The following is a 25,187-nucleotide window of genomic DNA, read 5'->3' on the forward strand; positions in this document are numbered from 1 at the left end:
CACGCACCGAGCGCTACAGGTACAGCCCCGCGTCCGCCCCCTCGCGCGGCTCCGGGAGGGCCGTGGGGGACGTGCCCCGGCGCAGCGCGTACAGCTCGGCGAGGGTCGCGCCCTCGCGCCCCACGCCCTCCTGGGAACCCAGCCAGTTCACCGCCTCCCGGCGGGTCAGCCTGCCCACCTCGATCCGGGCCAGGCAGCGGCCCGGGCGGACCACGGCGGGGTGCAGGCGCTCCAGGTCCTCGTTGGTGGTCACGCCGACCAGGACGTTGCGGCCCTGGCCGAGCAGGCCGTCGGTGAGGTTCAGCAGCCGGGACAGCGCCTGGCCGGCCGTGTGCTTGGCCTCGCCGCGGATCAGCTCGTCGCAGTCCTCCAGCAGCAGCAGCCGCCAGCGGCCCTTGCCCGCCGAGTCCTCCTCGCCGATGGCGATGTCCATCAGATAGCCGACGTCGGAGAACAGGCGCTCGGGGTCGAGGACGCAGTCCACCTGGCACCAGTCCCGCCAGGAGCGGGCCAGCGTCCGCAGCGCCGAGGTCTTGCCGGTGCCCGGCGGGCCGTGCAGCAGGAGCAGGCGGCCCGCGATGTCCTCGGGGGTCGTCCTCATCAGCCGGTCCATGGCCTCGGCGACCGGCGCCGTGTAGTTCGCCCGGACCTCGTCCCAGGTGCCCGCGGCGATCTGCCGGGTGGTGCGGTGCGGGCCGCGCCTGGGGGAGACGTACCAGAAGCCCATCGTCACGTTCTCCGGCTGCGGCTCGGGCTCGTCCGCCGCGCCGTCCGTGGCCTGGTCGAGGACCTTCCTGGCCAGCTCGGCGCTGGTCGCCGTGACCGTGACGTCGGCGCCCCGGTTCCAGCGGGAGACCAGCAGGGTCCAGCCGTCGCCCTCCGCGAGGGTCGCGCTGCGGTCGTCGTCGCGGGCCACGCGCAGCACCCGCGCGCCGTCCGGCAGCAGCGTGGCGCCGGAGCGGACACGGTCGATGTTCGCCGCGTGCGAGTACGGCTGCTCGCCCGTCGCGAAGCGGCCGAGGAACAGCGCGTCGACGACGTCGGACGGCGAGTCGGAGTCGTCGACGTTGAGCCGGACCGGCAGAGCGTCGTAAGGGTTCGCAGGCATGCCGCCATGATCCGCCACCCGGCCGCCGTGCGCACCCGGTTTGCCGGTCGCGCCGCACGTGTCGGCCAGTTCGCGGGCCGGGCCCGCGCGACCCCTGTCCCGGGGGCGGTCGCCGTCCCCGACACCGTCCTTGACGGGACGTCATGGGCGGAGTCCGGGGGCGCGGCGGTGGCGGCTCACCGTGTCGCCCGGTGGGGCAGCGGCCGTCCCGGCACTGGTGGCACGGGCGATCGGCCGCGCGGTGGCGCGGCCGGAGACCGGGACGGATCGGGTGGGCGCGCCGGTGAGCGTCACCGCGGCCGGCCCGGCCGGGCCCTCCGTGGCGACGGTCGCCGCGGGGCCCTGGCCGGCCGCCGGGGCGGTGCGGTCGAGGCCGGTGACCGGCCGGGAGCCGGGGCCCGGCACCGCGGGGGGTCCCGGTGGCGGGCCTCGGCGCGCAGGCGTCGCGGAACGACTGGCCGCCGCCGGGGGAGCGGTCCCGCCCGGGCGGGCGCGGCCGCCTTCCCGGCCGCCCTGACGCCTCGGGCTCTGACACCTCGGGTCCTGACGCCTCGGGCTCTGACGCCTCGGGTCCGGGCGCCGATTCCTCGGGGCGGTCGCCGTGTCAGGCACGGGTACGGGAAGCCCTGCGGCCGAGCCGTCGGGCTCCGCGGACCAGGGCGTGGCCCTTGACGAGGGCCCGGTCCCCGGCGAAGTCCCGGGCGGTCGTGCGGCCTTGGACCAGCCGATCGAACTCCTCGATGGTGGTGGAGCGGCGCACGGTGAGCCGCCGCAAGGCGTACGGCCCCTGCGCGCGGTCGGCCAGGGCGTTGCCCGCGGCGAGCGCCTGGGTGAAGCCGGCCGCCCGGACCCGGGCCCGCACCCGGCGGCTGGAGTAGCCGTAGGGGTAGGCGAACGAGGCGGGCAGGGCGCCCAGTTCACCCGCGATGATCTCCTTGCAACGGATCAGCTCCGTCCACAGGCGGTCGTCGTCGAGCTGGTCGAGCTCCGGGTGGGTGTGGCTGTGCCCGCCGATCTCGACCCCGCCCGCCGCCAGCTCGCGCACCTGGTCCCAGTCGAGCATGGTGTCCGGGCCGCCGCCGGTGTCGTACTCGCCCCGGATCCAGCCGGTCGAGACGAACAGCGTGGCCGTGAAACCGTGCTCGGCGAGCGCGGGCAGCGCATGGCGGTGCACGCCCTCGTAGCCGTCGTCGAAGGTGATCAGGACCGGGTTGGCCGGCAGCGGCCCGGAGCCCTCCGAGCGCCAGTGGGCGGCCAGTTCGGCGGTGGTGACCGGGTGGCGGCCCCGCTCCCTCAGCACCGCCATCTGCTCCGCGAACGCCTCCGGCGCGACGGGCAGGCCGCGGGTGGCGCGGTCCGGCCCGGCGGCGACCGCGTGGTACATCAGCACCGGCACGGGTGCGCTCATGCGGGCCCTCCTCCCTCGTGGGCGACGATCCCGACGACCGGGAACCGGGTGCCGCCCGGACGCCGCTGACGGCATACCCGCCGCTGACGGCATACCCGCCGGCGGCGGTCAGCACCCCGGCGGCGATCGCGACGACCGGACCGCTCAACACGGTCGGCCCTGGCCGGAGTCCGGCATCGGGGGCGCGGCTCCCGGAACGCGCGGCCCGCGCCGGTCGGATCGCTCCCGGGACCGCTTGGGGCACCCGCGGTCGCGCGGTCGCGCGGGAGCGTCAAGAGCCGAGACCGCCCGTACGGGTACTCGTCGTCACTCAAACCTCGACTCGGCCTCGCCGCTGACGGTGCGTCGGGTCGCCGTGGGACGCACCGGCTCTTCGCCGGGCGGCCAAAAATTTTTGGCATGGACACTTCCTGTCAACGCGCGTAGCTGCTACCAAAGTCGTTGCAGAGATCCTGCTAGAGGGAGGTTCCATGAGACGTTCCCGAACCGCTACGTACATCGGCTCACTCCTGCTGACCATCGGCCTCGCCCTCACCGGAGCGGCCTCCGCGCACGCCTCCCAACAGGCCGCCGCCGGCGGCTACGTGGCCCTCGGCGACTCCTACTCCTCGGGTGTGGGCGCCGGCAGCTACGACAGTTCGAGCGGCAGTTGCGACCGCAGTACGAAGTCCTACCCCTACCTCTGGAACGCCGCCCACTCGCCTTCGTCGTTCGCCTTCACGGCCTGCTCGGGCGCCAAGACGGACGACGTGCTCGCCAACCAGCTCAGCCCGCTCAACTCGGCCACGTCACTGGTCTCGATCACCATCGGCGGCAACGACGCCGGGTTCGCGGACGTCATGACGACCTGTGTGACCCAGACCGACAGCGGCTGCCTGTCCCGCATCAACACCGCCAGGGCGTACGTCGGCTCGACCCTGCCCGGCAAGCTCGACAACCTCTACTCGGTGATCCGCGGCAAGGCGCCCAACGCGCACGTGGTGGTGCTCGGCTACCCCCGCTTCTACAAGCTCGGCCAGACCTGCCTCGGCCTGTCCGAGACCAAGCGCTCCGCCATCAACGACGCCTCCGACTACATGAACACCACCATCGCCAAGGTCGCCGCCAACCACGGCTTCACCTTCGGCGACGTCCGCACCACCTTCAGCGGCCACGAGATCTGCTCCGGCAGCTCCTGGCTGCACAGCGTCAACTGGCTCGACATCGGCGAGTCCTACCACCCGACGGCCGCCGGCCAGTCGGGCGGCTATCTGCCGGCCTTCACCAACGCCGCCTGACCCGCGGGGAACGGGCCGCGACCGTGAGTGGGGCGCAGGCCCCGCCCGCTGGGCGCGCGTGCCCGCCGTCCCGGGAGTCCGGCCGCAGGGCGCGTCCCGTCGCGACGGGACGCGCCCTGCGCGCGCCGGTGGAGCGGACACCGCGGCGACCGTCGACGCGGCCCGTGCCGCGGCCCGCGCTCTCCACCGTCCGTGCGGGCCGTGCGCAGTGCCGCGACGGGCCGGCTCCCGGCGGACCGGGAGCGTGAGATCGCCCACGTTCTCGCGGCCCCCGGCGCCCGGACCGGCGCCGGACGGTGCGTCCGGTGCCGCGGTGTCGCGGTGATCGCCTCCGTCACCGGGGGCCGGGCCGTGATCACCCTCAGCGGACATCCGGCCGCGCCCGGTGGCCGGTTCCGCCGCCCGTGGGGTGCGCGCCCCGGCCCACGACCCCCGTCCTCCGGCCTCTTCGCGGGCGGCACGCCCCCGGTGGCCCCGCGGCTCGCGACGCCGGGCGCATCACTCGCCGTAACCGTGGAACCCGATGGGGGATCGGCACGGCCGGCCGGCCCGCCGACTGTCCAACTCGCCTCGGAATCGGCCGGACTCGGAGAGTAGTCGTCAACACCCTTGTGGGGAAGGTGAATCTGGTGACCGTGATACACGCATGCCCCAACGGGGAGATAGGGTTACTCTGCCCGGGCCGGGTGGACTCGTACGGGTGGGGAGTGACATGGAGCAGATAACAGTGCGCAGCAGGGCCAGGATCCCTGCGATCACCTGCGGCAGCAGCGCGACCAGCTCGCGCCTGGACCGCCATCTGTCGGTGCTGGGCGGTCCCGCCGTGCCGCACCGCGAGGCGGCCGAGGCGACCCTGCTGATGCGTGAGCTGACCGCGCGTGACACCGCGCACGACCGCACGGGCAGGGGCGCACGGGTGAGCCGGGTGTCGCTGTTCGCGCCGCTGCGCCGGCTTCGCCGCTCGCTGTTCGGCGGTCACTGAGCGCCGTCGGCGCTCACCGGAGGACGCCCCACCGGCGTCCCCGGGACCGCTCATCAGGACCCGCGCTCAGGCCACCACACCGTCCCGGCGCAACGCTGCGATCTCGTCGTCCGCCATCCCCACGGCTCGCAGCAGCGCCTCGGTGTGCTGTCCGAGCGCGGGCACGTCCCCCATGCGCGACTCGGCCCCGCCCGGCAGGGTGATCGGCGGCAGCAGCGCCCTCAGCGGTCCCACCGGCGTCCCCACCTCGCGCCACCGCTCCCGGGCGGCCAACTGCGGATGGCCCGCGACCTCGTGCACGTCTCTCAGGCGCGCGCACGCGATCCCCGCGCCCTCCAGCCGCGCCTGCGCCTCGTCGGTGCCCAGCACGCCCAGCGCCTTCCCGACCAACTCGTCGGTGCGCTCCCGGTTGGCCACCCGTGCCGCGTTCGTCGCGAACGCCGGGTCCGACGCCAACTCCGGCCGCTCCAGCACCTGTTCCGCGAGCCTGCGCCACTCCCGGTCGTTCTGCACCGACAGCAGCACCCGCCCGCCGTCCGCCGTGCCGTAGGCGTCGTAGGGCGCGATGACGGCGTGCGCGAGCCCGGTGCGCGCCGGGGCGGTTCCGTCGTGCATCGAGTGGTGCAGTGGATGTCCCATCCACTCGGCCAGCGCCTCCAGCATCGACACCTCGACCGGCCCGCCCCGCCCGGTCGTGCCGCGCCGCACGAGGGCGGCCAGCACGCCCGAGAAGGCGTACATGGCCGCCGCGATGTCCGCCGCCGGGATCCCCGCCTTCACCGGCTGCTCCGGCGTCCCGGTCACCGACACCAGCCCCGCCTCGCACTGCACGAGCATGTCGTACGCCCGCTTGTCCGCGTACGGGCCGGCGGAGCCGTACCCGGAGATGTCGACGGCGATCAGCCTCGGGTGCGCGGCGCACAGCGTGGCCGCGTCCAGGCCGAGCCGGGCGGCGGCGCCGCGGGCGAGGTTCTGCACGAACACGTCGGCCTCCGCCACCAGCCGCCGCACCACGGCCAGGCCCCGCGGGTCCTTCAGGTCCAGCGCTATCGACTCCTTGCCGCGGTTGCACCACACGAAGTGCGAGGCGAGGCCGCCCGCCGCGGTGTCGTAGCCGCGCGCGAAGTCGCCGCCGTCGATCCGCTCGACCTTGACGACCCGCGCGCCGAGGTCGGCGAGCTGCCGGGTCGCGAAGGGCGCCGAGACGGCTTGTTCGACGGCGACGACGATGATGCCCTCCAGGGGCGGGGGAAGCCGGTCCATGCGCTGGATCATGACCCGCCGCCGGCGCCTTTGTCAGCAGCCGGGCCCGCAGGAGGGCCGGTTCTCCCACATCCCCCCGGCTCGATCAGCGCTCGCCGCGGGTGTACCTGCGGACGGCGAGGGGGGCGCACAGCGCGATCAGGACCGCGCACCAGGCCAGGGTTCCGGCGACCGGGTGGGCCACCGGCCAGGCGGCGCCGTCGGCGGCGGGCGCGTTCCCGAACAGGTCCCGCAGGGCGCTGGTGACCGCGCTGATCGGGTTCCACTCGGCGACGGCGCGCAGCCAGCCGGCCAGGTCGCCGGTGGGGATGTAGGCGTTGGACAGCAGCGGCAGCACGAAGGTCGACGCGCCGAGTTGCCCGGCGGCCTCCTCGCTGCGGCTGGCCAGCCCCAGCAGGAGGCCGACCCAGGTGCAGGCGAACCGGAACAGCAGCAGCAGCGCCACCGCGCCGAGCGCCTCGGCCGCCGTCCCCTCGATCCGCCAACCCACGGCCAGTCCGACCAGCAGCAGCGGCACCGTCCCGAGGGCCGTCACGACCAGGTCCGCCACCGCCTGCCCGACCGGCACGGCCGCCCGGCTCACCGGCATGGCGCGGAAGCGGTCCATCACGCCCCGGTGCGAGTCGGCGGCGGCCTGGAACATCCCGGTCATGATCCCGCCGGCCGCGGTCGCCGCCAGCAGCCCCGGCACGAGGAAGGACCGGTACTCCCGGCCGGGCATCGCCAGCGCGCTGCCGAAGACGTAGCCGAAGAACAGCAGCAGGTTGATCGGCATGATCTGGGTCAGCACCGTGAGGCCGGGACTGTTGCGGACCCGGCGCAGATGCCGGCCGGCCATCGCCGTGCCGTCGTGGGCGAACGCGTTCACGCGGCGACCTCCCCCGTGGTCTTCGACGCGCCGGGGGACCGGCCGGTCAGCCGGAGGAAGACGTCGTCCAGCGTGGGCGGCCGCAGGCTCGCGTCCAGCAGCGGCACGCCCGCGGCGTCGAGTTCGCGCACCAGCCGGGGAAGGGTGAGCGTCGGGTCGGTGCTGACCGCGCCGACCGCACCGCGCTCGTGGTCGAGCACCGGCGCGGACCCGGTGAGCCGGTCGAGGACGGCCGCCGCCCGCGGCAGGCTGTCCCGGTGCGGGACGACGACCTCGGCGTGCGTCCCGATCAGCGACTTGAGCTGGGCGGGCGAGCCCGTGTGCGCGACGTGCCCGTGGTCCAGCACGGCGATGTCGTCGGCGAGCCGGTCGGCCTCCTCCAGGTACTGGGTGGTCAGCAGCACCGTCGTGCCCCGCTGCTTGAGCTCGCGCACGGCGTCCTGGACCAGGTTGCGGCCGGCCGGGTCCAGACCGGTGGTCGGCTCGTCCAGGAACAGCACGGCGGGGCGGTGCAGCAGACCGGCCGCCAGGTCCAGTCGGCGTCGCATGCCGCCCGAGTAGGTGGAGACGTTGCGGTCGGCGGCCGCGGTGAGGCCGAACCGGTCCAGGAGCCCCTCGACGGTCGCCGCGGCGTCGCGGAGCCGCAGCAGTCGGGCGAACAGCCGCAGGTTCTGCCGCCCGGTGAGGTCCCCGTCGACCGAGGTGTCCTGCCCGGTGACGCCGATGCGGCGCCGTACGGCCGCGGCCTCGCGCACCAGGTCGTGACCGGCGACGCGGGCCGAGCCCGCGTCCGGCCGCAGCAGTGTCGTCAGCAGCCGGACCGCCGTGGTCTTGCCCGCCCCGTTCGGTCCGAGCAGTCCGCAGACCGTGCCCTCGGCGACGGCCAGGTCGAGTCCGCGCACGGCACGGACGTCGCCGAAGCGCTTCTCCAGACCTTCACTAAGTACAGCGTACGTAGTAGTCATGGGTCGACCATAGCGCGTTACGTACGGTGTACGTAACTACGATGGTGGGGCGAGGTGATGACCGATGGCTGGCCGAGCGGCCGTACCCGAAGTGATCTGGGCCCGTCCGGAGCGGACCGGGCGGGGGCCGAGGCCGGCGTACCGCCGGGGCGACATCGCGGCGGCGGCCGTGCGGCTGGCCGACGCCGGCGGCCTGGAGGCGGTGTCCATGCGGCACGTCGCCGCCGAACTGGGCTGCGGCACCATGTCGCTCTACAACTACGTCCCCCGCAAGGAGGACCTGTACGAGCTGATGGTCGACGCGGTCGGCGGCGAGCACGAACTGTGGGAGCCGGGCGGCGACTGGCGCGCCGACATGCGCCGGGTCGGACACCGCACCCGTGCGCTGATGCACCGTCACCCGTGGCTGCCCCGTCTGATGTCCGGGGTGCAGGGCTTCACCCCGAACACCCTGCGCTACCTGGAGCACTGCCTGGCCTGCCTGGACCCGCTGGAGGCGTCCTACGGCACGAAGGTGGAACTGGTGGCCATGCTGAACGCCGTGGTGACCATGTACGTCTCCGACGAGCTGGCCGTCGCCGAGCGCACCCGCTCGCTGCCGTGGTCCGAGGAGCAGGAGCACGCCGTACGGGCCGCCTACCTCGGCGGCCAGGTCGCCACCGGCGCCTATCCGCGACTGGCGGCCGCCTTCACGGAGGGGGCGGGTCCGATCGACACCGAAGCGGTGTTCGAGCGAACGCTGGAGCGGGTCCTGGACGCCTTCGCGCCGCGCGTCTGATCCGCGCCCGGGGGGAGAGAGGGCGCGGCCCAGCCGCCGCGGTGGGCGGACCGGGGCGTGCGGCGCTGGTGCGGGGGCCGGGCGGGGAGCCTCTCAGATCAGGGCGAACTGGCCCTCCGGCCCCTCCTCGTGGTGGTCGAGGACGGTGGCCGGCCGACGGGCGGTCCCCGGCACCGGGAGCACACCGGCCGCCCGCAGCTCGGCGACGCCGATCGCGTCGGCCACCGCCGGTTCGTCCCCCCGGGGACGCGGTTCGGCCAGCAGGGCCAGGACCGTGATCAGTTCCAGCAGCTCGGAGGTCCACGCCTGCGGCCATGCCGCCGGGTGGATCGCCGCCAGGGTGCCCGGTTCGCCCTGCCCGGTACGGGCCGCGAACCACTGCTCCAGGACCCGGCCCGAGCCGGTCTCGAAGTCCCAGGCCGCCGGCGGCACCGGCGCGATGCGCCCGCCGTCGAGGTGGAGGGTCTCCTCGGCGCGGTCGTAGTGGAGGGTGAGCGGGCGGGCCGGCAGGGGCGCGCGCACGTACGGGCGCCGGCCGCCGGGCAGCTTGGGCCGCTCGCCGTCGCGGCGCATCAGCCACAGCGTCCGGCGCCCCGCCCGCACACCCGCCGTCCAGAGCTGGGCGTCCCCGGTGAGCGGGACGACGGGGCCGTCCGCCGACCGCCGCAGGGCGGTCAGCGTCCAGGCGAGCACGTCCACCGGGTCGGGCCGGTGACCGAGACGGGCGGCGAGGTGCTCCAGCAGGCCGGGCGCCAGGTTCGGCTCGCCGGCTCCCGGGCGGCGGTACAGGGGGCGGACGCGACCGGTGCGCAGCACGGGCAGGAGGGACGTCGCCAGCAGGAGCGGCCGGGTGGCGCCGGGGGCGGCGGCCGTCTCGACCGTGAAGATCTGCCGCGCGTCCGCCACCCGCCACAACTCCGGCCGGGCGGCGTCGATCAGCCGGTGGTCGGGGATCAGCCACTGCTCGTCGAAGGGGGCGGCCAGGACCCGTACCGGTTCCGGGCAGGGCCCCGAGGCCCGGGCCAGTTTCCCGGTGCCGCCGGTCCGGCCCGGCAACTGCCCCACCGCCGTGTGCGCCGTGCGCGAGCGCGTCGGCTCGAAAAGGGCCTCCCGCTCCGGGCCCTCGGCCGCCAGCAGGGCCTCCCAACGGGCCCGCAGACAGCCGGGGTCGGGCGCCGTCGGCCACTCCCGCCCGAGCCGCGGCGGTGCGACGGACCACGGCATGAGGTCCGCCAGGGGCGGAGCGTCGTCGTACGTCACGCCGGGCATCGTACGGCCTGCGGGCAACGGCCGGGGTACGGACTCGGGGCGGGACCGGGCCGGACGCGGAGCCGGCCGCCCGCCCGGGACGTGGGGCGCCGGGCGGGCGGCCGGATCATGGCTGGTGGCTGGTGGCTGGTGGCTGGTGGCTGGTGGCTGGTGGTGGGGTGGGCCGGGGCGGAGCGTGGTCAGGTGGCGTCGAGGGTGACGGTGAAGGAGAAGCGGTCGCCCCGGTAGTTGATGACCACCACGTCCAGCGGCCGGCCCGCCGTGTCGTAGGTGATCCCCGTGTAGTGCAGGATCGGGCTGAGCAGCGGGACGTCGAGCAGCCGCGCCGTCTCCGGATCGGCCAGCCGCGCCTCCACGGTGTCCGTGATCCGGCTGATGTCCGCGCCGACCACGTCCCGCAGCACCTTGGTCATCGGCCAGCGCACCAGGTCGTCCGGTGATATCCGCCCGGCCAGTTCCGGACGGACGTAGTTGCGGGCGTGATTGGTCGGCTCGCCGGTCTTCTCGTCGCCGCGCAGCCGGTGGTACGTCGCCACCTCCCCCAGGTCCGGGAAGAACTCGGCGAGTTCGGCGGGCACGGGAGCCGTGCCGTGGTCCAGCAGCTCGGTCGTCATGCCCGACTGCTGGGCCACGATCGCGTCCACCGAGCCCAGCAGCCGTACCGGCGCGGCGCGCCGGGCCGCGGGCTCGATGAACGTGCCGCGCCGCCGGTGCCGGGTGATCAGCCCCTCGTCCTCCAGCTCCTTCAGCGCCTGCCGCATGGTCAGCACGCTCACCCCGTAGTGCCCCGCCAACTGCTCCTCGGTGGGCAGGCGCAGCGGGTCCCGGGGTGAGCGGCCGAGGATCGAGGCGCGCAGCGACTGCGACACCTGGTACCACAGCGGCAGCTTGCGGTTCAGGACGATCGAATCCGGGGCGAAGGAGGTCACGGGCCATCCGTACCGGGAAGAAATGATCAGTGCAAGGGGCGGAAGTGCCGCTCGAGGCCCTGCCAGACGTCGTCGTAGCCCTGCTGGAGGTGCTCCGCGCGGGCCGCGTGCGGCGTCAGCGTCACCGGCCAGCGCGTCTCGAACATGAACGCCAGTCCGTCGTCGATCTTCTGCGGCCGCAACTCGGCGGCGCTCGCCCGGTCGAAGGTCTCGCGGTCCGGTCCGTGCGCCGACATCGTGTTGTGCAGCGAGCCGCCGCCCGGCACGAAGCCCTCCGCCTTGGCGTCGTACGCGCCCTCGATCAGGCCCATGTACTCGCTCATCACGTTCCGGTGGAAGTACGGCGGCCGGAAGGTGTCCTCGCCCACCAGCCAGCGGGGCGCGAACACCACGAAGTCCACGCCCGCCAGGCCCGGGGTGTCCGACGGCGAGGTCAGCACGGTGAAGATCGACGGGTCCGGGTGGTCGTACGAGATCGACCCGATCACGTTGAAGCGGCGCAGGTCGTAGACGTACGGCAGATGGTTGCCGTGCCAGGCGACGACGTCGAGCGGGGAGTGGTCGTAGGTGGCGGTCCACAGGTTGCCGCAGAACTTGTTCACCACCTCCACCGGGCCCTCGACGTCCTCGAAGGCGGCGACCGGCGCGCGGAAGTCCCGGGCGTTGGCGAGGCCGTTGGCGCCGATGGGGCCGAGGTCGGGGAGGCGGAACGGCGCGCCGTAGTTCTCGCACACATAGCCCCGCGCGGTCCCGTCGAGGAGTTCGACCCGGAAGCGCACCCCGCGCGGGACGAGCGCCACCTCTCCCGGTTCGGCGTGCAGCAGCCCGAACTCCGTGCGCAGCAGCAGCCCGCCCCGCTCCGGCACGATCAGCAGCTCGCCGTCCGAGTCGCTGAAGACCCGCTCCATAGACGAGTTGGCGTGATACAGGTGCACCGCGACGCCGGTGCGCTGGGTGACGTCGCCGTTGCCGCCGAGGGTCCACAGGCCCATGACGAAGTCCGTGCCGGGCCCCGGCTCCGGCAGCGGGTTCCAGCGCAGCCGGTTGGGGTCGGGCACCGCCTGGTTGAACGGCGCGGTGCGCAGCGTGCCGTTGCCGGTGCGGGTGAACCTCGGGTGCGCGGCCGAAGGGCGGACGCGGTACAGCCACGAGCGGCGGTTGTGCGCCCTCGGCTCGGTGAACGCCGTACCGCTGAGCTGCTCCGCGTACAGCCCGAGGGGGGCCCGCTGCGGGGAGTTGCGCCCCTCGGGCAGTGCGCCCGGAACCGCCTCCGAGCTGTGCTCGTTGCCGAACCCCGAGAGGTAGGACAGTCCCTCGGCGGTCTTGCGTGCGTCCCCGCTCATGATCGCTCCCTTGCAACCCGATTCCTATGCAACACCGTAGGATTGCGTTTTCCCGGACGCAAGAGGGCCCCGTGCCATCCTTCCGGCGGAGGGCGAGAACCAGACTTCAGGGGGATTCGGGCGGTCGGACCGTTGTTCTACTCTCCGGGCATGACGTCGTGGACGCGCGGACCTCTCGCCGCGCTCGCGGTCTGCGTCCTGCTGTGCGCCGGGGCGGCGGGCTGCGGTTCGAGCGGTGCGCGGGGGAGTGCGGAGGGGAAGACGCCCACACCCGTGGGCAAAGTCATCGATCACACCGACGAGGAGGGACGGCCCTACCGTGAGGTGACCGAGAAGGGGGCGCCCGAGGTCGGCGTCGAGGTGCGGCCGGACGCCGGCGGCAGCTGGGACGTGCGGCTGACCGTGCGCCGTTTCCGTTTCTCGCCGGCCGGCACGGCCGCGCGGCCGGCGCCCGGCCGCGGCCTCGCCCACCTGCTGGTGGACGGCCGGCTCGTCGGCCGGCTGCGGGCCCCCGACTACCGCCTGTCCGCCCGGCTGGTCCCCCGCGGCACCCACCACATCACCGCCCGGCTGTACGCCGACGACGACACGGTGTGGGCGGTGGCCGGGAAGCCGGTGCAGAGCACGGCGGACATCACGGCGTCCGACCCGGCGCCGGACCCGGGCCGGCCGGCGACTCCGACACCGGCCCCCACCTCGGGAGCGGCCGTGGGCTCCGGCCCGACCCCGGCGCCCACGCCGTCCCCCGGCCGGACCTCGGGCCCCGGCTCGTCGACGGCCCCCACGGCCGCGCCGGAGCCGGGCGCGGCGTCGGACCCCGCCCCGGCGGCCCCGGGCGGGTGGCCGTCCGCCGCGGGCTCGACGGCGTAGCCCGCCCCGCCCCCGGCGACCGCCGGGCACACCGTCCGGGAGGTGCGGGCGCGGCTACCGGCGTCCGGCCGCGCGCCTTCGCCGGCCGCCCCGTGCCCGGCGTGGGCGTTCGGCGTCCGCGCGGCGGCCCCTGTCGTCCGCACGGTGCGTCGCGTGGTCGGGCCGCCGACGCGACCGGCCGACCTGACCGTGCCGTCGACCGGCGGGGCGGCCGGATACGCGTCCGTGGTGCCGTGCGCGGTCTTCGGCAAGGGCGCCGCCGGCGCGGGTCCGCCCAGCCTCTGCCGCGTACCCGCAGGCACCGCCCGCCCCACGCCGTGCCCCCCGCGCAGTGGCGCGACCGCGGGCCCGGGCCAACGGGCGTGCTTCACCGGACCGTCGCGGAGAGGCATCATGATGCCCGTGCACCACGCGACCTCGCTCCGCCGCGCGCCCGTGCAGCGGCGCAGCGCCGAACGGCTGACCAGGATCCTCGACGCCTGCGCCGACCTCCTCGACGAGGTCGGCTACGACGAGCTGAGCACGCGCGCCGTCGCCGTGCGCGCGGGCGTGCCCATCGGATCCGTCTACCGGTTCTTCGGCAACAAGCGGGCGATGGCCGACGCGCTCGCCCAGCGGAACTTCGAGCGGTACGCCGAACGCGTGACGGAACGGCTGAAGCAGACGCCGGAGGACGGCTGGCGCGCCGCCGTGGACGCGCTGCTCGACGAGTACCTGGCGATGAAGCGCACGGCCCCCGGCTTCTCCCTGGTGGACTTCGGCAACCAGATCCCCCTCGGCACCCGCCACACCGAGCCCAACCACCGTGTGGCCGACCGCCTCACCCGACTGCTCTCCCGGCACCTGAGCCGGGAGGCCGACGACGACCTGCGCCGCGTCTTCCTGATAGCCGTCGAGACCGCGGACACCCTCGTCCAGCTCGCCTTCCGGGTCGATCCCGCGGGCGACGCGAGGATCGTCGAGGAGACACGGGAACTGCTGCGGGCGTACCTGGGGCGCGTACTGGACTGAGCGCCCGCGCTCCTCGCGTTCCGTGCCGGGTCCGTCCGCGGTCCGGGCCGGTTGGGACCGGACCGGGCGGATTCCGGCGCCCCCTGTCCCGTGGGCGCCGGTCGGCGCGTCCGCCCGCGGTCCGTGGGCGGCGCGACGGGGCGGGATTGCGCCGGGCGGGCGAAATCCGACGGCGCGTCGGCGGTGCTGCCGCCGTCCCGGGAGTGGGCGTGAAAGAGAGTCAGGTGAAAGAGCGATTTGTATGAAAATCGTCTGACTCGGAGGAACGTGCATGCCCACCCTGACGATCCCACGCTCCCTCGGCCCCCGTGTCGGCGCCGCCGCGGCCGTGACGGCCCTGACCGCGGCGGGTGCGGCCTGGCTGGCCGCGCCGGACGCCATGGCCCAGGGCGAGGCCGGTGACATCAAGATCCACCGAGCGGGCGTGCCCTTCGGCGTGTCGAAGGACGACCCCGCGGTCTGCCGGTTCTATCTCGACGCCGTCAACTTCGACGTCCTCCCGACCATCGGCTACACCATCCAGGCGCAGCCCCCGCTGCCCACCAGGGCCACCGTCACCGGCACCGTCCCGCTGGCGAACGGAGCCGGTCACACCGATCCGCTGACACTGTCCGACGGGCAGTACAAGCTCATCTGGACCGTGGCGGGCATCTCCAGGGAGAAGCTGTTCCGCGTCAACTGCCGCGAGGACGACGAGCGGCACGAGGGCGGCGGGCCCGGCTTCGGCCGGCAGATCGAGGACCCCGGGCGCGGCGACGACGGCCCGGGGCGCGGGGACGACGGTCCGGGCCAAGGCGAGGCAGGTCCGGGCCGCGGCGACGACGACCGGCGCGGCGGTGCGGCGCCGGGTCGGGGCGACTGGCACGGACCGAAGGGCGGCGTGCACGCGGGCGGCGGCGGTCTGGTCGACATGGCCGCCGCCTTCGCCCCGGTCGCCGGGGCCGCGGCCGTCGGGCTCGTCGTGGTCGGCGGGGTCGCGTACGTCCGGCTGAGCCGCCGGCGTCTCCATGGCGCCGCGTAGGCGCGGACGCAGGCCCTGGCACCGCACCCGTGCCTTCCGCCTGCTCAGGACGGGCGTGCTCGCGGCCGCCCTGGTGACGGCCGGGGTCCGGTGCGAGGGGCACCACACGCCCGACGCACCGCACCGGGCCGCCGCCGCGCCGGCCACCGCGGTCCCCGGCGGCGCGGGCGGCAACGGTTCGGGCGACGACGGCCCGGGCGGCCAGGACGCCGGCGCGGGCGCCCGCGGCCGGGGCGGCGACCGTTCCCCGTCCGCCGGCCGTACGGCGCCCGCCCCGCCGTCGCCCGCACCGCTGTCCCGGTCCAGGGCGACCTCCCTGCGCATCCCGTCCCTGGGGATCGACGCACCGGTCGTCGGAGTCGGCCTCGACGCCGGCCGGCAGCTGAAGACCCCGCCGGTCGACGAGCCCAGGCTGGTCGGCTGGTACGAGGGCGGCCCCGCACCCGGCGAGTCCGGCACGGCCGTCGCGGTCGGGCACCGTGACACCAAGACGGGCGCCGCCGTCTTCGCCGCGCTCGGTCAGGTCGAACCGGGCCGCGGCATCGAGGTCCGGCGCGCGGACGGCCGTACCGTCGTCTACACCGTGGACAAGGTGCGGGTCTTCGACAAGGACCACTTTCCCGACGAGGAGGTGTACGGCCACACCGACCGTCCCGAGCTGCACGTCATCACCTGCGGCGGCCTCTACACCCGTCGCACCGGCTACTCCAGCAACGTGGTGGTCTTCGCGCATCTGACGGCGGTCAGGTGAGGCCCGCGCGAGGCGGGGCGGCCGGAGCCGGCGGGCGGCCCCGTGACTGAATCCGGCCGTCCGCTTTCTCAACTGGTGGACGGCCGCGTCCGATCATGTCCGTTGTCTTCCCCCGAGTGCGTACATTCCGTTAACTTCCGTGACTCACAGGCCCCGTACGACCCGCACGAGGCGTCCCACGCGCGGAGCCGAGCGCTCTGGCGAGTCCCCGAAGGCATGCTCCATGACACGCGCCATCTCTCTGCACGACGTGAGCAAGACCTACGCCAACAAGGGCACCCGAGTGGTGGACCGGCTGTCGCTCGACATAGCGCCCGGCGAGTTCCTCGTGCTCCTCGGACCCTCCGGCTGCGGCAAGTCCACCGTCCTCAGGATGATCGCGGGGCTGGAGGAGATCACCGAGGGCGACCTGCTGCTGGACGGCGAGTACGCCAACGACCTGCCACCCGCCGGACGGGACATGGCGATGGTCTTCCAGAACTTCGCGCTCTACCCGAACATGACCAGCCGCGACAACATCGGCTTCCCGCTGCGCATCGAGTCCCCCCGGACGGACCCCGGCACCCGAGTCGACGCCACCGCCCGGATGCTCGGCATCGAGGACCTGCTCGACCGCCTCCCCGGCCAGCTCTCCGGCGGCGAGCGCCAGCGGGTGGCCATGGGCCGGGCCATCGCCCGCCACCCCTCCGCCTTCCTGATGGACGAGCCGCTGTCCAACCTCGACGCCAAGCTCCGCAACCACCTGCGCGCCGAGATGGCCAAGCTGACCAGGGAACTCGGCGTCACCACGGTCTACGTCACCCACGACCAGTCCGAGGCCATGTCTCTGGGCGACCGGGTGGCCGTGCTGCGCGGCGGCGTCCTGCAGCAGGTGGACACCCCGCGCGCCGTGTACGCACTGCCCCGCAACGTCTTCGTCGCCGCCTTCATCGGCACCCCGCGCATCAACCTGCTGCGGGGCCTGGTCCGCGCCCCGCTCGACGGCGCCATGACCGTCAGCCTCGGCAAGCAGTTCCTGCGCCTGCCCGAACCCCTGTGCCTGGACCATCAGTTGCTGCGCGTGCAGCAGGGCCGGGAGGTCATCGTGGGCCTGCGCTCGGAAGCCGTCCGGATCGCCAAGCCCACCGCCGCCCGGCCCGGCGAGGTGCCGCTCACCGGACTCGTGGAGCACCTGGAGTTCCAGGGCCACGAGGTCCTCGTGCACTTCGACACCGGATCCAGCCCCGCCGTCGTACCGGATCTGGAGGCCCCGCGCCCCGCCCGCCGCCTGGCCCGGCGACGGCGCCGCGAGGGCACGCTCCTGGACCGCCTGAGGGAACGGGCGGGCGCGCTGCGCGCGGGCTCCGTGGCGGTGCTCGACCGGCCCGCCGAGACCGACGGCGGCAGGCCGGAACCCGCCGCCGCGTCCCAGCCGCGCCTGCCCGGCGACCTGGTCGTGCGCACCACACCGGACATCCGGCTGAGCCACGGCATGCAGGTGCCGCTGCTGGTGGACCTCGCCCACCTGTTCGTCTTCGACCAGCAGGGCGAGCGGATCTGCCCGGCCCCGGACCACCTGCCGGACCTGGAGGAGTGAACCGGCGGCACTCCGGCCGGGGGGCGGGGCGGTGTTCCGTCGGCGCTCGACCGGGGGCCGGCGAGCGGTTCGGGCGGGGGCCGGCGAGCGGTTCGGGCGGGGGCCGGCGAGCGGTTCGGGCGGGGGCGGACGGGGACTTCGGCGGCGCTCGGCCGTGAGCCGGCGAACCGGCCCACGGCGAGGTCGTCGCGGCGACCCGGCGGACACGTGCGGGGCGGTGTCTGGCGCCTGAAAACTATCGGCGCTAGTTTATGGGGCTGTCGGTAGGTTGTGACGCGGAAGACGCGGTCGCGGCCCCTGGGTGACGGTGTGAGCCGGCCCATGGACGCGGACGACGCCGCCCCGCCCCCGGAGGAGCACCATGAAGGCACACGACGGCATGTACATCGACGGCGCCTGGCGTCCCGCGGCGGGCCGGGACGTCATCGAGGTGGTGAACCCGGCCGACGAGCAGGTCATCGCCGTGGTCCCGGCCGGCACCGCCGAGGACGTCGACGCCGCGGTGCGCGCCGCCCGCGCCGCCCTCCCCGGCTGGGCCGCCACGCCGCCCGCCGAGCGGGCCGCCCGCCTGGCCGCCCTCCGGGACGTGCTCGCGGCCCGCAAGGACGAGATCGCCGAGACCGTCACCGCCGAGCTGGGGTCGCCCCCGCAGTTCTCCCAGGCGGTGCACGCGGCACTGCCGATCGCGGTGGCCGGCTCCTACGCCGACCTCGCGGCGACGTACGCCTTCGAGGAGCGGGTCGGCAACTCCACCGTCCTGAGCGAGCCGGTCGGCGTGGTCGGCGCGATCACCCCGTGGAACTACCCCCTGCACCAGATCGTCGCCAAGGCCGCCCCCGCGCTGGCCGCCGGCTGCACGATCGTGCTCAAGCCCGCCGAGGACACCCCGCTCACCGCCCAGCTCTTCGCCGAGGCGGCCGACGACGCCGGTCTCCCGGCAGGTGTCCTCAACCTGGTCACCGGCCTCGGCCCGGTCGCCGGGCAGGCGCTGGCCGAGCACCCGGACGTCGACCTGGTCTCCTTCACCGGTTCCACCGCCGTCGGCAGCCGGATCGGCGCGATCGCCGGCGCCGCCGTCAAGCGGGTCGCCCTGGAACTGGGCGGCAAGTCCGCCAACGTCATCCTGCCCAGCGCCGACCTCGCCAGGGCGGTGGGCGTCGGCGTCGCCAACGTCATGTCCAACTCCGGCCAGACGTGCAGCGCCTGGACCCGCATGCTGGTGCACCGGGACCAGTACGACGAGGCGGTCGAGCTGGCCGCGGCGGCCGCCGCCAAGTACGGCGACCGCATCGGCCCGCTCGTCAACGCGGGGCAGCGGGCCCGGGTGCGCGGTTACATCGAGAAGGGCGTGGCCGAGGGGGCGCGGCTGGTGGCCGGCGGCCCCCAGTCCCCGCGCGAGCGGGGCTACTTCGTCAGCCCGACCGTCCTCGCCGACGTCACCTGCGACATGACCGTCGCCCAGGAGGAGATCTTCGGCCCGGTCCTGTCGGTCCTGCGCTACGAGGACGAGGACGACGCCCTGCGCATCGCCAACGGCACGGTCTACGGCCTCGCCGGCGCCGTCTGGGCGGGCGAGGAGGCGGAGGCGGTGGCCTTCGCCCGCCGGATGGACACCGGCCAGGTGGACATCAACGGCGGCCGGTTCAACCCCCTCGCCCCGTTCGGCGGCTACAAGCGGTCCGGGGTCGGCCGGGAACTCGGCAGGCACGGACTGGCCGAGTACCTTCAGACCAAGTCCCTCCAGTTCTAAGGGAGTCACGAGTCATGGCCGTACGCGCCGCCGTCCTGCCCGCCGTCGGCTCCCCGCTGGAGATCACCGACATCGAGCTGCCGGAACCCGGACCCGGCCAGGTGCGCCTGCGCCTCGCCGCCGCCGGGGTCTGCCACTCCGACCTGTCGCTGACCAACGGCACCATGCGGGTCCCGGTCCCCGCCGTGCTCGGCCACGAGGGGGCGGGCACCGTCCTCTCCGTCGGCGAGGGCGTCGCGCATGTCGCGCCGGGCGACGCGGTCGTTCTCAACTGGGCGCCTTCCTGCGGCAGTTGTCACGCCTGCTCGCTCGGTGAGGTCTGGCTGTGCGCCAACGCCCTCAACGGCGCCGCCGACGTGTACGCCCGCACCGCCGACGGCACCGACCTGCACCCCGGCCTCAACGTCGCCGCCTTCGCCGAGGAGACGGTCGTCGCCGCCTCCTGCGTCCTGCCGTTGCCGGACGGCATCCCGCTCACCGACGCGGCCCTCCTCGGCTGCGCCGTCCTCACCGGCTACGGCGCCGTCCACCACTCGGCGAAGGTCGCGCCGGGGGAGACGGTGGCGGTGTTCGGCGCCGGCGGAGTCGGCCTCGCCACCCTCCAGGCGGCCCGGATCGCGGGCGCCGCGCGGATCATCGCCGTCGACGTGTCCCCGGCGAAGGAGGCCCTGGCGCGCGCCGCGGGCGCCACCGACTACGTCGTCGCCTCCGAGGGCACGCCCCGCGAGATCCGCGCCCTCACCGGCAAGCAGGGCGTCGACGTCTCCGTCGAGTGCGTGGGCCGCGCGGTCACCATCCGCGCCGCCTGGGAGTCCACCCGCCGCGGCGGCCGCACCACGGTCGTCGGGATCGGCGGCAAGGACCAGCAGGTCACCTTCAACGCCCTGGAGATCTTCCACTGGGGCCGCACCCTGACCGGCTGCGTCTACGGCGACTCGGACCCGGCCAGGGACCTCCCGGTGCTCGCCGACCACGTCCGCGCGGGCCGCCTGGACCTGGGCGCGCTGGTGACCGAGCGGATCGCCCTGGACGGCATCCCGGCGGCCTTCGAGAACATGACGGCCGGCAAGGGCGGCCGGGCGCTGGTGGTGTTCTGAGACCCGGGCGCCCGCAAGGGCGCCCGCTCCCTCCCGGACCGCGACGCCGTCTCGGCCGGTCCGCGCGCCGCCCGGGCCCGAGCGGGAACCCGCGACCCAGGCAGGGCGCGCGGCACGCCGCGGCCCGGTGTCGGCGGCCCCGGCGTCTCGCCCCGCGCCGACCCCGCCCGGGTCACTCCGTCCTGTCGTCGGTGCGGTCCGTCCGGTCCGGTGTCCCCGTCCCGGCCCCCGGCGGGCCGGACGGCGGCCGTGCGTCCGCCGCCGCGGCCTTCACGGCCCGCTCGGCCGAGGACGCCCAGGCGCTCCGCCCGAGCTGCTCGTACTGCTGGGCCAGACCGTCCAGCAGGGCGGACAGTCCCGTCTCGAAGGCCCGCTCGTCGATCTTCTCCTGCTGGTCGGCGAGCAGGTGGGCCTGGCCCAGGTGCGGGTAGTCGGCGGGATCGTAGGCGCCGGCGTCCCCCACGAAGCCGCCGGCGAAGGAGCCGAGCGCGGACCCCATGACGAAGTACCGCATCAGCGCGCCGATGGAGGTGGCCTGGGCGGCCGGCCAGCCCGCGTCGACCATCGCGCCGTAGACGGCGTCGGCCAGCCGCAGCGCGGCGGGGCGGCGGCCGGGTCCGTGGGCGAGCACCGGAACGATGTTCGGGTGCTCGCGCAGGGCGGCCCGGTAGGAGACGGCCCAGTCGTGCAACGCCGTCCGCCAGTCCCGGCCGTCCTCGAACATCGACAGGTCGACCTGCGCGCTCACCGAGTCCGCCACCGCCTCGAGGATCTCGTCCTTGGTGCGGAAGTGGTTGTACAGCGAGGGACCGCTCACTCCGAGTCCGGCGGCGAGCCGACGGGTGGAGACGGCCGCCAGGCCCTCCGCGTCCACGAGGTCCCGCGCCGCGGCGACGATGCGGTCGGTGCTGAGCAGGGGCTTGCGTGGTCGGGCCATGGCGCACATAGTAGGGCTGCGGCGTAAAACTAGCAGTGGTAATTTAAATGTACGGCTTTCAAGATCTGTCGTCCGTCAGGACCTGTCATCTATTGGGGTGATCCGTGATGAACCTCGGACTCGGCGAGGAGCAGACAGCGGTACGGCAGCTCGCCCGGGACTTCGTCGAACGGGAGATCGCCCCCAACGTCGTCGCCTGGGACCGCGCCGAGGAGGTCGACCGGGCGATCGTGAAGAAGCTCGGCGAGGTCGGCTTCCTGGGGCTCACCGTCGACGAGGAGTACGGCGGCTCCGGCGGCGACCACCTCGCCTACTGCCTGGTGACCGAGGAGCTCGGCCGCGGCGACTCCTCCGTGCGCGGCATCGTCTCGGTCTCGCTGGGCCTGGTCGCCAAGACCATCGCCGCCTGGGGCGAGGAGGAGCAGAAGCGGCGGTGGCTGCCGGGCCTGACCTCAGGCGAGTACATCGGCTGCTTCGGCCTGACCGAGCCCGGCACCGGCTCCGACGCGGGCAACCTCACGACCCGGGCCGTCCGCGACGGCGACGACTACGTCGTCAACGGCGCCAAGATGTTCATCACCAACGGAACCTGGGCCGACGTCGTCCTGCTCTTCGCCCGCTCCACCGACGCCCCCGGCCACAAGGGCGTCTCCGCCTTCCTCGTCCCCACCGACACGCCCGGCCTGACCCGCCGCGCCATCCACGGCAAACTGGGCCTGCGCGGCCAGGCCACCGCCGAGCTGGTCCTCGAGGACGTGCGCGTTCCGGCCTCCGCGATGCTGGGCCCGGAGGGTAAGGGGTTCTCCGTCGCCATGTCGGCGCTGGCCAAGGGCCGGATGTCGGTGGCGGCCGGCTGCGTGGGCATAGCCCAGGCGGCGCTGGACGCGGCGGTCCGCCACGCGGGCGAACGCGAGCAGTTCGGCAAGCCCATCGCCCACCACCAGCTCGTCCAGGAGCTGATCAGCGACATCGCCGTCGACGTGGACGCCGCCCGCCTGCTGACCTGGCGGGTCGCCGACCTCGTCGACCGCGGGCTGCCCTTCGCCGTGGAGTCCTCCAAGGCCAAGCTCTTCGCCTCCGAGGCCGCCGTCCGCGCCGCCAACAACGCCCTCCAGGTCTTCGGCGGCTATGGCTACATCGACGAGTACCCGGTGGGCAAGCTGCTGCGCGACGCCCGCGTGATGACCCTCTACGAGGGCACCAGCCAGATCCAGAAGCTGGTCATCGGCCGGGCCCTGACGGGAGTCTCGGCCTTCTGATCCCCGTGCCCGGGCTCCCGTGCCCCGGCTCCCGTGCCCCGGCTCCCGTGCCGGGCCCTCGGTCGGGGCCGGGCGCCGCGGACGGGGCCGGACCTGCCGGGGCCCGTGTTCTGAGTAGCGCGAATGAGTACCCGGGCGGATGCGGCGGCACCCGCCGGCGCCGATGCTCTTCCCCATGAGTGACACACCGGTCAAGCAGCAGGGCACGGCCGCCTTCTACGGCCAGGCCGTCGCCTCCTTCGCCGTCGCCATGGCGGCCACCTCCGTCGGCATCTTCCGGCTGGACGCCGACGCCTGGGTGCGCGCCTTCCTCGCCATCGCCGTGCTCTACCTGGTCACCTCCGCCTTCACGCTCGCCAAGGTGATCAGGGACCGCCAGGAGGCCGGACAGATCGTCAGCCGGGTCGACCAGGCCCGGCTGGAGAAGCTGCTCGCCGAGTACGACCCCTTCGAGAAGCCGTGAAGCCGTGAAGCCGTGAAGCCGTGAAGCCGTGAAGCCGTGAAGCCGTGAAGCCGTGAAGCCGTCGTACCGGCGACGGCACCCCGCTCACCGGGCACACTAAGCGTTCGCTCAGCTTCGGCGGTATGGTGGAGCCCCGGACGCAGAGAGGGGCTTACGAGCGATGAGTACGGCGGAGGAGACGGCCGGCGGCGACGCGCAGCCGTGGGGCGAGGTCACCCCTGACGCGGCCCGGCGGCTGCTCGTGGCCGCCGTGGAGGCCTTCGCCGAGCGGGGCTACCACGCGACGACGACCCGCGACATCGCGGGCCGCGCCGGGATGAGCCCGGCCGCGCTCTACATCCACTACAAGACCAAGGAAGAGCTGCTGCACCGGATCAGCCGGATCGGCCACGAGAAGGCCCTGGAGATCCTGCGCACGGCGGCCCGGCGCGAGGGCGACGCGACCGACCGGCTCGCCGACGCCGTCAGCTCCTTCGTCCGCTGGCACGCGGGCGGGCGCACCACCGCGCGCGTCGTGCAGTACGAGCTGGACTCGCTCGGCCCCGACGCCCGCGCCGAGATCCTCGCGCTGCGCCGCCAGGTCGACGCCGAGGTCCGCCGGATCGTCGAGGACGGCGTGGCCGCCGGCGAGTTCGACGTCGCGGACGTGCACGGCACCACGCTCGCCGTGCTCTCCCTGTGCATCGACGTCGCCCGCTGGTTCAACCTCGACGGCCCCCGCACCCCGGAGGAGGTCGGCGCGCTCTACGCCGACCTCGTCCTGCGGATGGTCGGCGCCAAGCGGCCCGGCCCCGCTCAGAGGTAGTAGCGGGACACCGACTCCGCCACACACACCGGCTTGTCGCCGCCCTCGCGCTCCACGGTGAAGGCGACGGTCACCTGCACCCCTCCCGGGACGTCCGCCACGTCGCTGATCACGGCGGTGGCGCGCAGCCGCGAGCCGACCGGGACGGGGGAGGGGAAGCGGACCTTGTTGGTGCCGTAGTTGACGCCCATCCTCACGCCCTCGACCTGGATCAGCTGCGGCCCGAACAGGGGCAGCAGCGACAGGGTCAGATAGCCGTGCGCGATGGTGGTGCCGAACGGACCGGCGGCCGCCTTCTCCGGGTCCACGTGGATCCACTGGTGGTCGCCGGTCGCCTCCGCGAACAGGTCGATCCGCTTCTGGTCGATCTCCAGCCAGTCGGTGTGCCCCAGCTGCTCGCCCACCGCCGCCCTCAGCTCGTCGGCGGAGGTGAAGATCCTCGGCTCTGCCATGTGCCCGGCCTCTCGCATCGCGCGTCATTGTCTAAGCAACTGCTTAGCATGGTCGTGTGGGAGGCCCATGTCAACGGAGGTCGCCGGCGACACGGTGGGTAGGCTCTGGAAGGTGCCCCAGATTCCCGGCAAGATTCACGAGCTGACCGTCGGCCAGCTGTCCGCGCGCAGCGGCGCCGCGGTCTCGGCCCTTCACTTCTACGAGGCCAAGGGCCTGATCAGCAGCAGCCGCACGAGCGGCAACCAGCGCCGGTACACCCGTGACACGCTGCGCCGGGTGGCCTTCGTCCGGGCCGCGCAGCGCGTCGGCATCCCGCTGGCCACGATCCGTGCGGCACTGGCCGAACTCCCCGAGGAGCGCACCCCCACCAAGGAGGACTGGGCCCGCCTCTCCGAGGCCTGGCGCTCCGAGCTCGAGGAGCGCATCAGCCAGTTGAACCGGCTGCGCGACCACCTCACCGACTGCATCGGCTGCGGCTGCCTGTCCCTGGACACCTGTGTGCTCTCCAACCCGGACGACGTCTTCGGGGAGCGGCAGGCGGGCTCGCGGCTGATGGTGGAACGCCGGGCCGGGAGCGGCTCCCGAGGTTCGCGACCGCGCCCGTCCGTGAGCGCCGCTGGAGCCGGTTGCCGGCAGGATGCGGATCCTCGGTCGGCGACGACGCCGTGCCCGGAGCCCTGACGGCACGAACTCCCGTGCCCACGCCCGCTGTTGCCGGCGCGCGCGAGACGGTGTTCGGAGGCTTCGCCGGCCCCTACGGCCCCGCGCTTTGGCGCCGGCTCTCCCGGAACGCCCCGCCCGTCCGCGCGCTGGGCGAGGCGGACGCGGGGATCCGCACCGGACTCCTGGGCGTGCCCCAGGAGGAGTGCCGGGCACACCCGTACCGGAGTGGCGCCGCCGCCGACCGGGCTTCTGAGCACGCCCGTTCCCCGCCGGGCGGGGCGGGCACGAGCCTGCGGGCCAGGCCCCCAGCCGGCCACGCCCCCGGTCCGCGCGCCCCGGTC

The 25,187-nt window shown here is 74.4% G+C and carries 24 protein-coding genes and 1 pseudogene; 15 read left to right on the top strand and 10 right to left on the bottom strand.

What is annotated here, in order from left to right; translation table 11 throughout:
- Positions 1-13: 13 nt before the first annotated feature.
- Together ACF061_RS29300 and ACF061_RS29305 are read right to left on the bottom strand one after the other, a co-directional pair.
- Positions 14-1,108, bottom strand: coding sequence for a DUF5925 domain-containing protein (locus ACF061_RS29300; protein ID WP_392269999.1), 1,095 nt, complete (start codon positions 1,106-1,108; stop codon positions 14-16).
- Positions 1,109-1,712: 604 nt separating this feature from the next.
- On the bottom strand, positions 1,713-2,516 hold the full coding sequence (locus ACF061_RS29305; protein WP_392270000.1) for a polysaccharide deacetylase family protein: 804 nt from the start codon (positions 2,514-2,516) through the stop codon (positions 1,713-1,715).
- Between the two features lie 470 nt (positions 2,517-2,986).
- Between ACF061_RS29305 and ACF061_RS29310 the strand changes: the two genes are divergently transcribed.
- The 3 genes from ACF061_RS29310 to ACF061_RS29320 all read left to right on the top strand — a co-directional run bounded on the left by ACF061_RS29310 (position 2,987) and on the right by ACF061_RS29320 (position 4,775).
- Entirely contained in the window at positions 2,987-3,793 is an 807-nt protein-coding gene (locus ACF061_RS29310; protein WP_392270001.1) for an SGNH/GDSL hydrolase family protein, read from the top strand.
- Between the two features lie 201 nt (positions 3,794-3,994).
- Positions 3,995-4,390, top strand: coding sequence for an anti-sigma factor (locus ACF061_RS29315; RefSeq protein ID WP_392270002.1), 396 nt, complete (start codon positions 3,995-3,997; stop codon positions 4,388-4,390).
- Positions 4,391-4,505: 115 nt separating this feature from the next.
- Positions 4,506-4,775, top strand: a complete 270-nt coding sequence (locus tag ACF061_RS29320; RefSeq protein WP_392270003.1) for a hypothetical protein — start codon at positions 4,506-4,508, stop codon at positions 4,773-4,775.
- Positions 4,776-4,841: 66 nt separating this feature from the next.
- On the opposite strand, the gene ACF061_RS29325 is transcribed toward ACF061_RS29320, so the two are convergent.
- From ACF061_RS29325 to ACF061_RS29335, 3 genes are all read right to left on the bottom strand, one after another.
- Complete coding sequence (locus ACF061_RS29325; protein WP_392270004.1) at positions 4,842-6,038, bottom strand: CaiB/BaiF CoA transferase family protein; 1,197 nt, start codon at positions 6,036-6,038, stop codon at positions 4,842-4,844.
- Between the two features lie 85 nt (positions 6,039-6,123).
- A complete protein-coding gene (locus ACF061_RS29330) occupies positions 6,124-6,906 on the bottom strand; it encodes an ABC transporter permease (protein WP_392270005.1) in 783 nt (260 codons plus the stop codon).
- Complete coding sequence (locus ACF061_RS29335) at positions 6,903-7,871, bottom strand: ATP-binding cassette domain-containing protein (RefSeq protein WP_392270006.1); 969 nt, start codon at positions 7,869-7,871, stop codon at positions 6,903-6,905. Before ACF061_RS29335 ends, ACF061_RS29330 begins: the two co-directional genes overlap by 4 nt.
- Before the next feature lie 64 nt (positions 7,872-7,935).
- Here ACF061_RS29335 and ACF061_RS29340 point away from each other — a divergent pair, with 64 nt between their 5' ends.
- Positions 7,936-8,649, top strand: a complete 714-nt coding sequence (locus tag ACF061_RS29340) for a TetR/AcrR family transcriptional regulator (protein ID WP_392270007.1) — start codon at positions 7,936-7,938, stop codon at positions 8,647-8,649.
- Between the two features lie 93 nt (positions 8,650-8,742).
- Here ACF061_RS29340 and ACF061_RS29345 read toward each other — a convergent pair whose 3' ends face one another.
- The 3 genes from ACF061_RS29345 to hmgA form a co-directional block, all read right to left on the bottom strand.
- Entirely contained in the window at positions 8,743-9,918 is a 1,176-nt protein-coding gene (locus ACF061_RS29345) for a type ISP restriction/modification enzyme (RefSeq protein ID WP_392270008.1), read from the bottom strand.
- A 179-nt stretch (positions 9,919-10,097) separates the two neighbouring features.
- Positions 10,098-10,847, bottom strand: a complete 750-nt coding sequence (locus tag ACF061_RS29350; RefSeq protein ID WP_392270009.1) for a GntR family transcriptional regulator — start codon at positions 10,845-10,847, stop codon at positions 10,098-10,100.
- 26 nt (positions 10,848-10,873) lie between these two features.
- On the bottom strand, positions 10,874-12,190 hold the full coding sequence (gene hmgA / locus ACF061_RS29355; RefSeq protein ID WP_392270010.1) for a homogentisate 1,2-dioxygenase: 1,317 nt from the start codon (positions 12,188-12,190) through the stop codon (positions 10,874-10,876).
- A gap of 150 nt (positions 12,191-12,340) precedes the next feature.
- Here hmgA and ACF061_RS29360 point away from each other — a divergent pair, with 150 nt between their 5' ends.
- The 7 genes from ACF061_RS29360 (at position 12,341) to ACF061_RS29390 (ending at position 20,266) form a co-directional block, all read left to right on the top strand.
- Positions 12,341-13,060, top strand: a complete 720-nt coding sequence (locus ACF061_RS29360; RefSeq protein WP_392270011.1) for a nuclear transport factor 2 family protein — start codon at positions 12,341-12,343, stop codon at positions 13,058-13,060.
- A gap of 393 nt (positions 13,061-13,453) precedes the next feature.
- Entirely contained in the window at positions 13,454-14,071 is a 618-nt protein-coding gene (locus ACF061_RS29365) for a TetR family transcriptional regulator (protein ID WP_392270012.1), read from the top strand.
- A 271-nt stretch (positions 14,072-14,342) separates the two neighbouring features.
- On the top strand, positions 14,343-15,092 hold the full coding sequence (locus tag ACF061_RS29370) for a hypothetical protein (protein WP_392270013.1): 750 nt from the start codon (positions 14,343-14,345) through the stop codon (positions 15,090-15,092).
- Complete coding sequence (locus ACF061_RS29375) at positions 15,079-15,843, top strand: class F sortase (protein ID WP_392270014.1); 765 nt, start codon at positions 15,079-15,081, stop codon at positions 15,841-15,843. The genes ACF061_RS29370 and ACF061_RS29375 overlap by 14 nt, the downstream gene beginning before the upstream one ends.
- A gap of 223 nt (positions 15,844-16,066) precedes the next feature.
- Positions 16,067-17,419, top strand: a complete 1,353-nt coding sequence (locus ACF061_RS29380; protein ID WP_392270015.1) for an ABC transporter ATP-binding protein — start codon at positions 16,067-16,069, stop codon at positions 17,417-17,419.
- Positions 17,420-17,780: 361 nt separating this feature from the next.
- Positions 17,781-19,169, top strand: a complete 1,389-nt coding sequence (locus ACF061_RS29385; RefSeq protein WP_392270016.1) for an aldehyde dehydrogenase family protein — start codon at positions 17,781-17,783, stop codon at positions 19,167-19,169.
- A gap of 14 nt (positions 19,170-19,183) precedes the next feature.
- Positions 19,184-20,266 carry a Zn-dependent alcohol dehydrogenase gene (locus tag ACF061_RS29390; protein WP_392270017.1) on the top strand — a complete coding sequence of 361 codons (1,083 nt, stop codon included), beginning with the start codon at positions 19,184-19,186 and terminating at the stop codon, positions 20,264-20,266.
- A 298-nt stretch (positions 20,267-20,564) separates the two neighbouring features.
- On the opposite strand, the pseudogene ACF061_RS29395 reads toward ACF061_RS29390, so the two are convergent.
- A pseudogene (locus ACF061_RS29395) lies at positions 20,565-21,212 on the bottom strand (TetR/AcrR family transcriptional regulator); the annotation flags it as partial.
- A gap of 98 nt (positions 21,213-21,310) precedes the next feature.
- On the opposite strand from ACF061_RS29395, the gene ACF061_RS29400 reads away from it, so the two are divergent.
- The 3 genes from ACF061_RS29400 (at position 21,311) to ACF061_RS29410 (ending at position 23,730) form a co-directional block, all read left to right on the top strand.
- Positions 21,311-22,462: an acyl-CoA dehydrogenase family protein gene (locus tag ACF061_RS29400; RefSeq protein WP_392270018.1), complete on the top strand. Its 1,152-nt coding sequence runs from the start codon at positions 21,311-21,313 to the stop codon at positions 22,460-22,462.
- Between the two features lie 175 nt (positions 22,463-22,637).
- Positions 22,638-22,925, top strand: coding sequence for a YiaA/YiaB family inner membrane protein (locus tag ACF061_RS29405; RefSeq protein ID WP_392270019.1), 288 nt, complete (start codon positions 22,638-22,640; stop codon positions 22,923-22,925).
- A 160-nt stretch (positions 22,926-23,085) separates the two neighbouring features.
- Entirely contained in the window at positions 23,086-23,730 is a 645-nt protein-coding gene (locus ACF061_RS29410) for a TetR/AcrR family transcriptional regulator (RefSeq protein WP_392270020.1), read from the top strand.
- Here ACF061_RS29410 and ACF061_RS29415 read toward each other — a convergent pair.
- The gene (locus ACF061_RS29415) at positions 23,721-24,182 is read right to left on the bottom strand and encodes a MaoC family dehydratase (RefSeq protein ID WP_392270021.1); all 462 of its coding nucleotides are present in this window, start codon (positions 24,180-24,182) and stop codon (positions 23,721-23,723) included. The genes ACF061_RS29410 and ACF061_RS29415 overlap by 10 nt on opposite strands.
- A 112-nt stretch (positions 24,183-24,294) precedes the next feature.
- On the opposite strand from ACF061_RS29415, the gene soxR reads away from it, so the two are divergent.
- Positions 24,295-24,864 (top strand): redox-sensitive transcriptional activator SoxR, encoded by a 570-nt coding sequence (gene soxR, locus ACF061_RS29420; protein ID WP_392270022.1) that lies wholly within the window; start codon positions 24,295-24,297, stop codon positions 24,862-24,864.
- Positions 24,865-25,187: the final 323 nt, after the last annotated feature.

Origin of the sequence: Streptomyces sp. NPDC015220 (genome assembly GCF_043079345.1) — a bacterium.
Lineage (GTDB): Bacteria > Actinomycetota > Actinomycetes > Streptomycetales > Streptomycetaceae > Streptomyces.

Bases quoted from the DNA above. Each gene is read 5' to 3' on its own strand.
- ACF061_RS29300 (WP_392269999.1), bottom strand. From the start codon at position 1,108: ATGCCTGCGAACCCTTACGACGCTCTGCCGGTCCGGCTCAACGTCGAC.
- ACF061_RS29305 (WP_392270000.1), bottom strand. From the start codon at position 2,516: ATGAGCGCACCCGTGCCGGTGCTGATGTACCACGCGGTCGCCGCCGGG.
- ACF061_RS29310 (WP_392270001.1), top strand. From the start codon at position 2,987: ATGAGACGTTCCCGAACCGCTACGTACATCGGCTCACTCCTGCTGACC.
- ACF061_RS29320 (WP_392270003.1), top strand. From the start codon at position 4,506: ATGGAGCAGATAACAGTGCGCAGCAGGGCCAGGATCCCTGCGATCACC.
- ACF061_RS29325 (WP_392270004.1), bottom strand. From the start codon at position 6,038: ATGGACCGGCTTCCCCCGCCCCTGGAGGGCATCATCGTCGTCGCCGTC.
- ACF061_RS29335 (WP_392270006.1), bottom strand. From the start codon at position 7,871: ATGACTACTACGTACGCTGTACTTAGTGAAGGTCTGGAGAAGCGCTTC.
- ACF061_RS29340 (WP_392270007.1), top strand. From the start codon at position 7,936: ATGGCTGGCCGAGCGGCCGTACCCGAAGTGATCTGGGCCCGTCCGGAG.
- ACF061_RS29345 (WP_392270008.1), bottom strand. From the start codon at position 9,918: ATGCCCGGCGTGACGTACGACGACGCTCCGCCCCTGGCGGACCTCATG.
- hmgA (WP_392270010.1), bottom strand. From the start codon at position 12,190: ATGAGCGGGGACGCACGCAAGACCGCCGAGGGACTGTCCTACCTCTCG.
- ACF061_RS29360 (WP_392270011.1), top strand. From the start codon at position 12,341: ATGACGTCGTGGACGCGCGGACCTCTCGCCGCGCTCGCGGTCTGCGTC.
- ACF061_RS29365 (WP_392270012.1), top strand. From the start codon at position 13,454: ATGATGCCCGTGCACCACGCGACCTCGCTCCGCCGCGCGCCCGTGCAG.
- ACF061_RS29370 (WP_392270013.1), top strand. From the start codon at position 14,343: ATGCCCACCCTGACGATCCCACGCTCCCTCGGCCCCCGTGTCGGCGCC.
- ACF061_RS29375 (WP_392270014.1), top strand. From the start codon at position 15,079: ATGGCGCCGCGTAGGCGCGGACGCAGGCCCTGGCACCGCACCCGTGCC.
- ACF061_RS29380 (WP_392270015.1), top strand. From the start codon at position 16,067: ATGACACGCGCCATCTCTCTGCACGACGTGAGCAAGACCTACGCCAAC.
- ACF061_RS29385 (WP_392270016.1), top strand. From the start codon at position 17,781: ATGAAGGCACACGACGGCATGTACATCGACGGCGCCTGGCGTCCCGCG.
- ACF061_RS29390 (WP_392270017.1), top strand. From the start codon at position 19,184: ATGGCCGTACGCGCCGCCGTCCTGCCCGCCGTCGGCTCCCCGCTGGAG.
- ACF061_RS29400 (WP_392270018.1), top strand. From the start codon at position 21,311: ATGAACCTCGGACTCGGCGAGGAGCAGACAGCGGTACGGCAGCTCGCC.
- ACF061_RS29405 (WP_392270019.1), top strand. From the start codon at position 22,638: ATGAGTGACACACCGGTCAAGCAGCAGGGCACGGCCGCCTTCTACGGC.
- ACF061_RS29410 (WP_392270020.1), top strand. From the start codon at position 23,086: ATGAGTACGGCGGAGGAGACGGCCGGCGGCGACGCGCAGCCGTGGGGC.
- ACF061_RS29415 (WP_392270021.1), bottom strand. From the start codon at position 24,182: ATGGCAGAGCCGAGGATCTTCACCTCCGCCGACGAGCTGAGGGCGGCG.